Source organism: Acinetobacter sp. CIP 102136, from assembly GCF_000369685.1.
GTDB lineage: Bacteria > Pseudomonadota > Gammaproteobacteria > Pseudomonadales > Moraxellaceae > Acinetobacter > Acinetobacter fasciculus.
On sequence record NZ_KB850142.1, the window covers coordinates 1,858,257 to 1,871,588 of the forward strand.

The 13,332-nt window shown below is 43.6% G+C and carries 12 protein-coding genes; 7 read left to right on the top strand and 5 right to left on the bottom strand.

The annotated features are described in order from the left end of the window. Window positions 1-37: 37 nt before the first annotated feature. Window positions 38-1,072, top strand: a complete 1,035-nt coding sequence (locus F893_RS14315) for a methyltransferase (protein WP_005252731.1) — start codon at window positions 38-40, stop codon at window positions 1,070-1,072. After that, window positions 1,072-2,535: an amino acid permease gene (locus F893_RS14320; RefSeq protein WP_005252733.1), complete on the top strand. Its 1,464-nt coding sequence runs from the start codon at window positions 1,072-1,074 to the stop codon at window positions 2,533-2,535. The genes F893_RS14315 and F893_RS14320 overlap by 1 nt, the downstream gene beginning before the upstream one ends. A gap of 52 nt (window positions 2,536-2,587) precedes the next feature. Here the strand turns inward: F893_RS14320 and F893_RS14325 are convergent, their stop codons facing one another. Then, the gene (locus tag F893_RS14325) at window positions 2,588-3,121 is read right to left on the bottom strand and encodes a cysteine peptidase family C39 domain-containing protein (protein WP_005252735.1); all 534 of its coding nucleotides are present in this window, start codon (window positions 3,119-3,121) and stop codon (window positions 2,588-2,590) included. Between the two features lie 104 nt (window positions 3,122-3,225). Continuing rightward, entirely contained in the window at window positions 3,226-4,284 is a 1,059-nt protein-coding gene (gene omp38, locus F893_RS14330; protein WP_005252738.1) for an outer membrane protein Omp38, read from the bottom strand. 362 nt (window positions 4,285-4,646) lie between these two features. Between omp38 and F893_RS14335 the strand changes: the two genes are divergently transcribed. From F893_RS14335 to F893_RS14345, 3 genes are all read left to right on the top strand, one after another. Beyond that, complete coding sequence (locus tag F893_RS14335) at window positions 4,647-5,168, top strand: GspH/FimT family protein (protein ID WP_005252739.1); 522 nt, start codon at window positions 4,647-4,649, stop codon at window positions 5,166-5,168. Between the two features lie 110 nt (window positions 5,169-5,278). Further along, the gene (locus F893_RS14340) at window positions 5,279-6,454 is read left to right on the top strand and encodes a thiolase family protein (RefSeq protein ID WP_005252742.1); all 1,176 of its coding nucleotides are present in this window, start codon (window positions 5,279-5,281) and stop codon (window positions 6,452-6,454) included. A 233-nt stretch (window positions 6,455-6,687) separates the two neighbouring features. Further along, complete coding sequence (locus tag F893_RS14345) at window positions 6,688-7,137, top strand: VOC family protein (protein ID WP_005252744.1); 450 nt, start codon at window positions 6,688-6,690, stop codon at window positions 7,135-7,137. 65 nt (window positions 7,138-7,202) lie between these two features. On the opposite strand, the gene F893_RS14350 is transcribed toward F893_RS14345, so the two are convergent. The 3 genes from F893_RS14350 to F893_RS14360 all read right to left on the bottom strand — a co-directional run bounded on the left by F893_RS14350 (window position 7,203) and on the right by F893_RS14360 (window position 10,700). Then, on the bottom strand, window positions 7,203-7,688 hold the full coding sequence (locus F893_RS14350) for a DUF934 domain-containing protein (RefSeq protein ID WP_005252746.1): 486 nt from the start codon (window positions 7,686-7,688) through the stop codon (window positions 7,203-7,205). Further along, entirely contained in the window at window positions 7,681-9,324 is a 1,644-nt protein-coding gene (locus F893_RS14355) for a nitrite/sulfite reductase (protein ID WP_005252749.1), read from the bottom strand. Before F893_RS14355 ends, F893_RS14350 begins: the two co-directional genes overlap by 8 nt. A gap of 254 nt (window positions 9,325-9,578) precedes the next feature. Then, window positions 9,579-10,700 (bottom strand): CaiB/BaiF CoA transferase family protein, encoded by a 1,122-nt coding sequence (locus tag F893_RS14360; RefSeq protein ID WP_005252750.1) that lies wholly within the window; start codon window positions 10,698-10,700, stop codon window positions 9,579-9,581. 213 nt (window positions 10,701-10,913) lie between these two features. On the opposite strand from F893_RS14360, the gene F893_RS14365 reads away from it, so the two are divergent. Together F893_RS14365 and F893_RS14370 are read left to right on the top strand one after the other, a co-directional pair. Further along, the gene (locus tag F893_RS14365; RefSeq protein ID WP_004645946.1) at window positions 10,914-11,924 is read left to right on the top strand and encodes an AraC family transcriptional regulator; all 1,011 of its coding nucleotides are present in this window, start codon (window positions 10,914-10,916) and stop codon (window positions 11,922-11,924) included. Between the two features lie 198 nt (window positions 11,925-12,122). Further along, window positions 12,123-13,328, top strand: a complete 1,206-nt coding sequence (locus F893_RS14370) for an acetyl-CoA C-acetyltransferase (RefSeq protein ID WP_005252753.1) — start codon at window positions 12,123-12,125, stop codon at window positions 13,326-13,328. The last annotated feature ends 4 nt before the right edge of the window (window positions 13,329-13,332 follow it).

Sequence of the window (13,332 nt, forward strand, 5' to 3'; positions counted from 1 at the left end):
AGACTTAGGCAGTGTTCTTTATATTGGAGAGATACCTATGGATCCTAAAAGCGAAGTTTTATTAAGACAATATGATTTTTTGTCGGGTCGCATCTTACTGATTAATGCACCAACAGATGATCTGCTCGCTGAATTCGATGCCTCTATCAATCCCGCTGTCTGGACATGGAATTTTAATGATTTTCAATATTTCCAGTCACAACAAGCAGATGTGCATTTTGGTGCAGAGATGCCTGAAGCTGAGTTTGATCAGGCAGTTATTTTTGTACCCAAGTCTAAAGAACTGTTGAATTATTTATTGCATAATGTGGCAGCGCAGCTTAAACCGGGCAGCAGTATTTTTCTGGTCGGTGAAAAGAAAGGCGGGATAGAACGCGCAGCCAAACAGTTGCAGCCTTTTGGTAAAACTCTCAAACTTGACAGCGCACGTCATTGCCAGCTTTGGCAATTGGTTCTAGAGCATACGGTCGAGAAAAAAGCACTTGCAGACTGGGCGCAGCGTTATACCGTTTCGACACCAAATGGCGACTTAATTATTTGTGCACTTCCAGGCGTCTTTAGTCAAAACCGTTTGGATGTAGGAACTGCCACGCTATTACCTTATTTGTCACAAATCACTTCAGGTAAAATCGCTGACTTTGGTTGTGGTGCAGGTGTGATTAGCGCATATCTGGCAAAGTTGAATCCGAAAAACCGGATTTTTGCCATGGATGTTGATGCCTTTGCACTGGCTTCTACCCAAATGACATTTGAAGAAAACCAGCTCATTCCTGAACAGATTGAAATCAAAGCGGTTACAGGCATTGAGGATGCACCGTTATTCCTGCATGCCATTGTCAGTAATCCACCTTTTCATATGGGAATCGAAACCGATTACACGGCAAGTGAAACCTTATGTAAAACCTCGCGTCGTCATTTAAAATCGGGCGGTGAGCTTTGGATTGTGGCCAACCGTTTCTTGAACTACCCGACCCTGATTGAACAAAACTTTGGTCGCTGCACAGTAAAAGCGGATCAACAAGGCTTTAAAGTGCTCTTCGCCAGCACTCAAAAAAATGTTAAGGAATCATGATGAGCGAAACGCAAAACACGATGCAGCTGCAGCGTAAGCTGGGTGCTCGTCATCTGAATATGATCGCGATTGGCGGATCAATTGGTACAGGTCTATTCCTGGCCTCAGGGGCGACCATTGCCAATGCTGGACCAGGTGGTGCACTACTTGCATATGTACTGATTGGGATCATGATTTATTTCCTGATGACCAGCTTGGGTGAACTTGCCACGCACAATCCGACCTCAGGTGCATTTTTCACTTACGGCACCAAATATGTCGAAGGTGGTTTTGGTTTCGCTTTAGGTTGGAACTACTGGTACAACTGGGCCATTACCGTAGCTTTTGAGCTGGTTGCCGTTCAGTTCATTATGAAATTCTGGTTTCCCGATATACCGGGCGTGTACTGGAGCGCCATTTTCCTTGCCATTATTTTCGGGATTAATGCCCTGACGGTAAAAGGCTTTGGCGAATCTGAATTTTTCTTTTCTCTGGTGAAAGTTCTCGCGATCATTGCCTTTATCATCATCGGAATCTGGATGATCGTGAAGATCATGCTCACCCCGGGTGCGGAAGCATTTGTTAACTGGAGCATTGGTGATGCACCCTTTGTCGGTGGTTTCCAGGCATTAATTGGCGTGGCGATGATTGCCGGATTCTCCTTCCAGGGTACCGAAATGGTCGGTGTGGCGGCAGGTGAATCGAAAGATCCAAAGAAAACCATCCCGGTGGCCATCAAACAGATTTTCTGGCGTATCCTGTTGTTTTATATTGTGTGTATTTTCATTATCGGCACCTTGATTGCCTATAATGATCCACGTTTATTACAGGCCGCTGCAACAGATAATATTGCGCTTTCGCCATTTACCTTATTGTATGAAAAAGCCGGTTTTGCCTTTGCCGCCAGTATTATGAATGCGGTGATCTTGACCGCTATTTTGTCTGCAGGTAACTCGGGCATGTATTCGTCTACTCGTATGCTGTTTGATATGGCACGTAAAGGTAGTGCACCTAAAATGTTTGCACGTCTGGATCCGCGTGGTGTGCCGATGAATGCACTCTATGCCACTACGGCGATCGCAGCTCTGTGCTTCCTGACTACTTTCTTTGGTGAACAGGAAGTCTTTAACTGGCTGCTGAATATGTCGGGGATGTGTGGCTTTATCGTCTGGCTCGGGATTGCCATTTCCCATTACCGTTTCCGTAAAGGGTATCTGGCACAAGGATATAAACTGGAAGATCTGGCTTATCGCGCTAAATTCTTTCCTTTCGCCCCTTGGTTTGCGTTTATCCTCTGTGCGATTGTCGTCCTTGGACAGAACTATCAGGATGTTTTGTCTGGTCAATGGATGGGTGTGTTATCGACCTATATCAGTATTCCGCTATTCCTAGCCATTTGGTTCGGCTACAAATGGAAGAAAAAAACTAAACTAGTATCTTATCAAGAGATGGATGTACAGCCCATGAAACTTGATCAGGAATAAAAAATTATTCATTAAAAAATCAGCTTACGGGCTGATTTTTTTATTTCTTGAATTAACTATGACGCATCACGAAATTGCGATCATCAATCACAATCACTTGCTGGCAAATTCCGCCTACCCGACGTTGCTGCTCAAACACATGCGCCGGCATTGTCTCAAAGCTATCAAAGAAGCTGATTTCATTTTCATCGATTGCATAAACTAATGAATGATTACCCACACCTTCTAGGGTATCGTAAAATACAATCACGAAACGTCCTGCCTCTACATTTTCCTGAATTTCTGTATAAGACAATGGCTGTTCTGTAACAGGAATATTTAAGCGATGGGCTTGTTGATAGAAATCGACTTCAATTGGCTGTTTATCTGCATCATGTTCAGTATAAAAATCGACATCCAAACCCAGTGTTTTTAAGGCAACCGCAAGTGCGATGCTAGAGCTTCCCATTTCAAGATCATGCTGACAGAGCTGAGTTAAGTCAGAAATATTCAAATCAATGCCATAATGATGAAAAATCATCCATATTGCAAAAATTCCGCCATTGGCTTCCAGATTTTGCAAGTCTTCAGGAATTTCAACACTCATATTTTTACTCAACGACATCTTAACAGGCTAAGTGTAGTCAAAATGCAGACATAAAAAAAGCGACTCCAGAGAGTCGCCTTTTTTAATCAGTATTCAATAACGAATTATTGAGCTGGTTGTTCAGCTAAAACAGTACGGCTACCAGTAATCGTCGCGAATACACGACGGTTCATAGCACGACCTTCTTTAGTGTTGTTGTCAGCAATCGGTTGATCCCAAGCGAAACCTTGAGTAGACAAACGAGATGCATCTACGTTGTATTCGTTCACAAGTGAAGATTTAACAGAGTTAGCACGAGCTAGAGATAAACGTTCGTTTAATGCACGTGGACCAGTGTTGTCTGTGTGACCTTCGATGCGAGCAGTAGCATTTGGATATTCAACTAACTTCTCAGCAACTTTTGCGATTTCTGGTTTGTATTGATCTTTGATATTTGATTTGTTGGTATCAAAGAACACACGAAGTTCCATGTTCAGGTCTTCAGTCAACTCTTGTGGAGCTGGAGCAACCGGAGTTACAGGCTCAACTGGAGCAACTTCTACAACAGGAGCAGCTGGCTTCAAACGTCCGCCTAGAACTACGTTAAGACCAGCAAGTGCTGTATAGTTCCAGAATTTTTCGTCAAAGTGGTAAGTACCACGAGCTTCGGTACGTAGCGCTAATGCATCGTTGATGTGCCAGAATGCACCAACACCAGCGTTACCTAAAGTACCTTCTTCTTCAAGACCACGACCTGCACGACCAATAGCAGCATCTGTAGCGCCATCAAATTCATATTTGTAGTGACCCGCACCCAAAAGCATGTATGGCTTCACTTTGCTGTCATAGTTACCAGTGAATACATCAGAAGTTGCATAGAAGTTACCCGCAATATTCTGACCTTTGTATTCAGCACCAGGTAGATCAGTCATATCGCCTTTAACCTGGCTATATTCAGCTTCAAAACCTAGCCATGGCGTTAATTCAACACCAATCGCCGCACCTACAAATAAATCATCTTCCATTTGACCAAAGGTGGTTAACTCTCCATCGTCACCGCCATTGTTGTGCTGAGTGTCTTGGAAAGTATAACCTAACATCAACGGAGTAACAGTTACGCCTGCATTGGCAGCAGCAAAAGGTGCAGCTACAAGCATAGCTAAAGCAATACGACTCATTTTCATGGATTTATCCTCCAGAGATAACAATTGTTGTTCAAGCTCAAGCCCGTAATAGGCCATCCTGAGATAGGCTTTTTATTACCCCAGTATTATTCTTAAGCTATTCACATGGCATCATACAAACACTTTTTTATTTTTCCAAGTGCTTGATTAATCTAATCAAGTAAATTATTGACAAAATTACTTACAATTTCCGTTGTAATTCAGTAATTTTTTACTCTGAATGACCTATTGTGATTGCCAATTATTTTTAACAGCTTTCTTGAAACTTAAGTAAGTACTGATTTACACGCTCAATAAAGCATAAAAAACGTATAATTAATAACATCTTTATCATAAAAATAATATATAAATCAGGTAACTCTATGTATAAAAAAATAACAAGAGCGTTCACTATTGTTGAGTTAATTATCTGTATTGCATTAATTGCAATTGTCGCCAGTATCGCCCTACCGTACTTCCATGAATATCGATCCAAACAGGAAGCCAAAAATATTCCGATCAAATTATCTCAAATTAATCGCTATGCACGCAGCCAGGCTGCAGTGTTTCATCAAAATATTGTGATTTGCCCGAGCCAAGATTCTCTCAGTTGCCAAGCCAATCAATGGAACAAAAACATGCTGGTTTTTATCGATAAAAATAAAAATAGGCAAGTGGATGTAGACGAACAAATTTTACATATTGATGTACTTAACCTCAAATACGGCAACCTGAGTTGGCGAGGAACTTTGAGTTTACCGAGTGTCACTTATCAAGCGCACACTGCCTTGCCGATTGGTTCAAATGGTAGTTTCTATTATTGTTCTACCCATCTTTCTAGCCAACAGCGTATTGTACTCAGCAAAATGGGCCATATCCGGATCGAAAGTCTCTCGTCTTGCTAACAGAACTATCCAGTTTATGCTTCGCTGCGATTAACGCTTCAATCCTGAGTTTTTTTCAATATACTGCTTAAGTCTGAAAAATTGATTAAAACTCATACGGAGAGAAAACAATGACTGACATCGTAATTGTCAATGGTGCACGTACAGCCATGGGTGGCTTTCAGGGTAGTCTTGCAAGTGTAACTGCGCCCGAACTCGGTGCGGTCACCATTAAAGAGGCAATTTCCCGTGCGGGTCTGCAACCAGCGGATATTGAAGAAGTCATTATGGGTTGTGTACTCCCGGCAGGTTTAAAGCAAGGGCCTGCACGTCAAGCGATGCGTCAAGCTGGTCTTCCAGATTCTACTGGTGCTGTGACCATTAATAAATTATGTGGTTCAGGCATGAAAGCCGTCATGCAGGCTGCTGACATGATTAAAGCAGGTTCTGCTGATATCGTGGTTGCCGGTGGTATGGAATCCATGACTAATGCTCCTTATGTATTGCCAAAAGCACGTGGCGGTTTCCGCATGGGTCACGGTGAAATCAAGGACCATATGTTTCTGGATGGCTTGGAAGATGCTGAAACAGGTCGCTTGATGGGTTCATTTGCCCAAGATATGGCAAATACCAAAGGTTATAGCCGTGAGCAGATGGATGATTTTGCAATTCGCTCATTAAAGCGTGCGCAAACTGCGGTCAATGAAGGCTACTTTGCTGATGAAATCGTGCCTGTAACAGTTAAAACCCGCAAAGGCGATGTGGTTGTTGATAAAGATGAGCAACCATTTAATGCCAACATCGATAAAATTCCAACTTTACGTCCAGCGTTTGCTAAAGACGGTACGATTACGGCGGCTAATGCCAGCTCGATTTCAGATGGCGCATCAGCTTTAGTAATTACCTCGGCTGACAATGCAGCAGCAAAAGGTTTAAATCCTTTAGCCAAAATTGTGGCGTATGCATCGAATTCTCAACATCCATCTGAGTTTACCATTGCTCCAGTCGGTGCAATCCAGAAAGTACTGGATAAAACCGGATGGACCGCTTCTGATGTCGACCTTTGGGAAATCAATGAAGCCTTTGCCATGGTCACCATGTGTCCAATGGATGAATTCAAGCTAGACCCTGAAAAAGTCAACATCAATGGTGGTGCATGTGCACTCGGTCATCCTGTGGGTTCAACCGGTTCACGTATTATCCTGACTTTGATTCATGCACTAAAACGTACCGGTGGAAAAAAAGGGATTGCAGCCCTGTGTATTGGTGGTGGTGAAGCGACAGCTGTGGCGATTGAATTACTTTAAAAGAAGTCTCCCTTTACTAAAGGTAAGCAGTATTACTGCGCAAGAGATAGATTGATGCATTGCTATAATTGAAAAATAATCCTCCCCTAACCCCTCCTTTATCAAAGGAGGGGGATTTTAAATCCCTTCACATGCAGGGATTTTTTATTCTTACATTTTGATAAAGTTTGCTCACACGCAATACCGCAAAGTGGCGTAGATTAAAACAAACAAAATAAAAAGGGAGCTCTCCCATGCAACTGAATCATTACCTCAATTTCCAAGGTCAGGCTGAAGCGGCCTTTAACTTTTATAAATCCGTTTTTGGCGGCGAATTTTCAAGCCTAAGTCGTTATGGTGAAATGCCACCCGAAGAAGGTGTCACACTGTCTGAAGCGGATAAAAATAAAATTCTACATATCTCACTTCCCATCAATGAGTTTACCGAACTGATGGCATCCGATACGAATGATCAATTTTGCGCGCAAACCAATACCGTGTTCACGCAAGGTAATAACCACTATATTTCAATTAACTTAGACGCAAGCGAACAAGCTGAAGCACAACGACTTTTTAATGCTTTATCGGTGAATGGTCAAATTGAGATGCCGCTAGAAAAAACCTTTTGGGGCGCACTTTATGCTGCCTTTAGCGATCAGTTTGGAATTCACTGGATGATCAACTGTCAACTTGAAGAAAGTTGAGAATTTTAATCAAGATATAAAAAAGCCGGAATCAATCCGGCTTTTTGACAGGAGCATAATTTAAATTATGCTCCTGTTTGATAATGTGCCTGTGCAACCGCAGTCGATGCCTGATACGGATTTTTGAAATCATTCAAACCGGCAGCGGCTTCCTGAATATCTTTACCTTCTTTAATTACGAAAGTATCGAAACCAGAACGCTTCATGTAATTCAGCACATCTTTGAACACGTCACCAGTGGCTCGTAGTTCACCTTGGAAACCCTGACGGCGAAGAAGTGCTGCAAATGAATAACCACGGCCATCATTAAAACCGGCAAACTCAATGAAGATTGCATCAAGCTGATCTAATGGAAATTCATGATTTTCAGGAGAAGCATCTACAGTTAAGTACAATGCTTTTTTACCTGAAACATTGCCAATCCGATCTAACTGGTCCACAGTCAGAACCACATCACCCTGCGGCAAAACACCATCTTCACCAATCAATTGATAGGTATTGTCTGCAATCGTGCCATCTTTAGAGAGCACTTGAAGTGCGGTATTAAGCATATGCACGCTCCTTAAATGGTTGAATGCCGACACGGCGATAAGTATCGATAAACTCTTCACCATCCTGACGCAGGTCAAGATAAGTATTCAGAATTTCTTCTACGATATCCGGCACGACTTCGGCTGCAAATGATGGCCCAAGAATGTCACCAATCGAAGCATCATGATCGGCATTACCGCCTAAAGTGATCTGGTAGAACTCAGCGCCTTTCTTGTCTACACCCAAGATACCAATATTACCAACGTGGTGATGACCACAGGCATTCATACAACCTGAAATATTTAGATCCAGTTTGCCTAAATTGTAAATCGTATCCAGGTCATCAAAACGGCGTGAAATCGCTTCAGAAATTGGAATGGATTTCGCATTGGCCAATGAACAGAAGTCACCGCCTGGGCAGCAGATGATGTCGGTCAAGAAACCGATATGCGCACGTGCCAGGTTATTTTGGTCAAGAGTTTGCCATACAGCGAACAAATCTTTTTGCGGTACATCCACCAGTGAGATGTTTTGTTCATGCGTGGTACGCAGCTCACCGAAAGTGTACTGATCTGCAAGATCTGCAATCAGGTTCATTTCTTCGGTGCTGACATCACCCGGTGCAATTCCGGCACGTTTCAGTGAAATCGTCACAATACGATAACCTTTCACTTTATGTGCATTGGTATTAATGTTGAACCACTGTTTGAATTTCGGATATTGCGCGAACAATTCAGTGAAATCTTCATCTGCATAATCTTGGTAATCGAATGGCGTGAAGTTCTCATCCATTTTTGCCAAGGTGTCTGCATCGATTTTCAGTGTTTTAACCGTATGCTCAAATTCAGCTTCAACTTTCTCGGCAAATACTGCTGGTGTTAAGGCTTTTACCAGAATCTTGATACGCGCTTTATATTTGTTGTCGCGACGGCCATGCAAGTTATACACACGAAGCACTGCTTCCAGATAAGCAATCAGGTCTTCACGTGGCAAGAACTCACGGATAAAGCTACCAATCACTGGCGTACGGCCGAGACCACCACCGACTTTGATTTTATAGCCCATTTCGCCTGCTTCATTACGCACGATATACACACCGATATCGTGGAATGCAGTAGCTGCACGGTCAGTTTCTTCCAGCGCAGAAACTGCAATCTTGAACTTACGTGGCAAGAAGGCAAATTCCGGATGGAAGGTTGACCATTGACGGATCAATTCACAAGTCGGACGCGGATCGGCAATTTCACCTGCAACCACACCTGCATACTGATCCGTCGTGGTATTACGGATACAGTTACCTGAGGTCTGAATCGCGTGCATTTGCACAGTCGCCAGTTCAGCCAGCATATCCGGCACATTTTCCAGCGCCGGCCAGTTAAACTGGATGTTTTGACGGGTCGAAATATGCGCGTAGCCACGGTCATATTCTTTTGCCAAATCAGCCACTTTACGAAGTTGTTTTGAGTTCATCAAACCATATGGCACGGCAATACGTAACATTGGCGCATAACGCTGTACGTACAGACCATTTTGCAGACGAAGCGGACGATACTCATCTTCAGTGAGTTTACCGGCTAAATAACGTTCCGTTTGGTCACGGAACTGTGCAACACGTTCATTAATCAGTTGCTGATCGAAATCAGTATATAAATACATGGCGTACAGCTAGTAGTTTCTATTATATCGCCGGCAAGGATAGCGAGATTGAACCTATCAATAAAATGCTTTTTATACATATTTCATAGCGGTTTTATTGATAAGCCTGTCAAAGTTTCACGGATCTCAGTATTTACAGCATTCGATTAAATTTAAAGTAATAATGATTAAATTCTTCAATCATTATTACTTATTTTCATATAGAAAGATTTATCTCTACTTTCATTATCTACTTTATTAACACTTTAAAAATTCTACCAATTTTGACTCTCTCCCAATTGCTGTCCTACAAATTCATAACGTATCGTGGAACGTGAAAATTTAATCGGGCAAGCCAGTTGTGCTTCGGTTTGCTGACTATTGGATTTGAGTGGCACTTGTACGACCCATCCCCGCTGCTGGGCCAGATCGGAATGTAACGCTTCTTCAAGCTTGAGCACCGGTTCGACACAGACATCCAGCGCGGCAAACTGTGTTTGCCATTCAGATAAAGGCTTGGTCTTGATTTTATTCTGAATCGCCTGCTTCACCGCAGCATGATCTTCAGCGGCATAAGAAGCGCCTTTTTCCAGAAGAATCGGCAGCTCTAAGGCCTGTGCCAGCCCCTGCATAAATTGGGGCTCCAGACTGCCAACTGACAGATAACGCCCATCCTGGGTTTCATAATAGTCGTAGAAAGTCCCACCATTCAGATAGCCTGATTCAGGCCGTTGATGCTGATTACCGGCCAGACTGGCAGAAGCCGCCAGATTATTCATCGTCACCACGCAATCGGTCATGGAAATATCAATATATTGCCCTTTGCCACTTTGCTGGCGTTCAATCACCGCAGCCAGAATCGCAATTACGGCATGCATGGAACCACCCGCAACATCAGCGACCTGAATTCCCAAGGCAGGTGGGCCATTTTCAATCCGGCCACTGTGTCCGGCAATTCCAGATAAAGCCAGATAATTAATGTCGTGTCCTGCCTTATCTTTATATGTGCCAGTTTGGCCATAACCGGTAATGGAACAGTAAATCAATTTTGGATTAATTTCGCTTAAGGTTTGATAATCTAAGCCTAGACGCTGCATCACCCCTGGACGGAATTGCTCAATTACAATGTCATAATCTGCAATCCTGGATTTGACCAGTTCGATATTTGCAGGATCTTTCAAATCCAGTGCAACCGATTGCTTGTTTCGGTTCAAATAACTTTGTGAAGTGGCCTGTCCATTGGCAAAGGGTGGCATTAATCGCAACAAATCCGGTCGGGTTGGTGATTCAATATGCACAACTTCTGCACCTAAATCAGCAAGATATAATGTAGCAAACGGGCCGGGTAAAAGTGTAGAAAAATCGAGGATTTTCAATCCTTTTAATACATATGACATTGGAGTATTTGCTCTACTTATATTGCTTTTTTCAGCATCTTAGGCACATAAATGCATAAAAACAATGTCATGTTCAGCCATTTACCTTGATAGTTTCGGCAATCTAATATGTAAGAAAATGGCAAAGGTATTCTTGTAAATTGCCATTGCTTTATTATTTTTCGTCATTTAGGTCAATTATTAGTGAACATTAAAGAGACTGAAGGATTAAACATGAGTCGTGATACGATCAGTATCCACTTCGTCAATGCAGCCTTATCTGGCGTTAAACGTCTGGGCATGGATGTCGATACTTTATTGTCTCACGTCGGGATTGAAGCAGAATTGCTGCATCAGCCCAAAGCGCGTATTTCGCCTGAACAATATACCCGCTTTATTAAAATGTTGTGGATGGTAACTCAGGACGAGCATGTCGGTTTTGACAAACAGCAACGCCGTTTAGGTACGTTTGCGATCATGTGCCAGCTCATCATTCATGCCAAAACTCTGGGTGATGCACTGGAACTGTCTTCCCAGTTCTACAAACTCTTTGGTGATGACTGGTCGGTGACTCTGGAGCGTGACAAACACGAAGCACGTCTGGTACCACTCATTCCAAATGCAATGGATCCGGATCATTTCATTACTGAAAGCATGCTGATGATCTGGCATGGCTTGGCGTCTTGGCTCATTGAGCGTCGCCTGCCACTGGAACGCGTGCATTTTAGCTACCCTCGTCCAGACCATGCCGATGAATATGATGCCCTGTTCTTTGCGCCGGTAATGCAGTTCGATATGCCACGCACCGAGATCACTTTTGCTGCGGATTATCTGGACCTGCCAATTCGCCAGAATGAAGAAACCTTAGAAGAATTTTTGAAAGCTGCGCCGGCACAATTGCTGGTGAAATTCAAAAACACCAACTCGCTGACTTCACGTATTCGTGATGTGCTGAAGAGCCAGATTGGCGAAGAAATGCCGACATTAAACGATGTCGCGTCGATGCTTTATCTATCACCGCAAACCTTGCGCCGCCGTCTGGCAGCCGAAGGCAAAAGCTATCAAGGCGTAAAAGATGCCTTGCGCCGTGATGCAGCAATTCACCTGTTACTTAATCCGGATCTGACCCTTGAAGATGTTGCACAACAAGTCGGTTTCAGTGAAACTAGTACTTTCCACCGCGCCTTCAAGAAATGGACCGGTGTAACCCCGGGTCTGTATCGTCAATTGCATGGCTATCATTAATCAAATGATGTTGCGAAATAACATTTAAAAATTAAAATCAGTTCTCTCCGCCTAAGCATTAGCTTAGGCTTTTTTATAATTACAATTGGCTAAATCGCTCAATTGATCTGACCCGTTCTCGTCATTGCACTTCAAAAATTAAGGATTACACTCGAATCATTAGAATAATTTTCATTAAATCAATAAAAGGAACATGCTATGAGCGAGGCATATATTATTGACGCCATTCGTACGCCACGCGGAAAAGGCAAAAAAGATGGATCTTTACATCAAGTAAAACCCATTTCATTACTGACTGGTTTACTCAATGAACTGAAAGACCGTCACGGACTGGACACCTCAAAAGTCGATGATATTGTGCTGGGTTGTGTCACCCCGATTGGTGATCAGGGGGCCGATATTGCCAAGACCGCTGCCATTGCTGCGGGTTGGGACAATGATGTCGCTGGCGTGCAAATCAACCGTTTCTGCGCTTCCGGACTCGAAGCTGTCAATCTGGCCGCACAAAAAGTCCGTTCTGGCTGGGAAGATCTGGTCGTTGCAGGCGGCGTCGAATCCATGTCCCGCGTAGCGATGGGTTCTGATGGCGGCCCTTGGGCACTGGATCCTGAGACCAATATGGCCTGTGATTTTATTCCGCAAGGTATCGGTGCAGATTTAATTGCCACGATTGACGGTTATACGCGTTCTGATGTAGATCAATTTGCCGAACAATCACAACAGAAAGCAGCTGCCGCTCAAGCCAATGGTTATTTCAACGCCTCTGTTATCCCGGTAAAAGACAAAGCTGGTGTGGTGATTCTGGACAAAGATGAATTTATCAAACCGACAACGACCGCAGAAGGCCTGGGCAAACTCAATCCAAGTTTCGCCACTATGGGGCAAATGGGCTTTGATGCAATTGCCCTGCAAAAATATCCTGAAGTGGGTGCTGTCAATCATGTGCATCATGCAGGGAATTCTTCAGGCATTGTCGATGGTGCGGCTGTGGTTTTGATCGCATCGGAACAAGCAGTAAAAGAACAAGGTCTGAAGCCACGTGCCAAAGTACTGGCGACGGCACTGGTCGGTGCAGATCCGACCATTATGCTGACCGGCCCTGCCCCGGCTGCTCGTAAGGCCTTGGCGAAAGCCGGTTTAACAATTGATGATATTGACCTGTTTGAAGTCAATGAAGCTTTTGCTGCCGTGGTGATGCGCTTTATCAATGAAATGAAGGTTGATCCTACCAAGGTGAATGTCAACGGCGGTGCAATTGCCATGGGACATCCACTCGGTGCGACTGGAGCCATGATTTTAGGCACTTTGCTGGATGAGCTGGAACGCCAGGGGAAAAAACGTGGATTAGCCACACTTTGCGTGGGTGGTGGTATGGGCATCGCAACCATTATTGAACTGGTATAAGGAG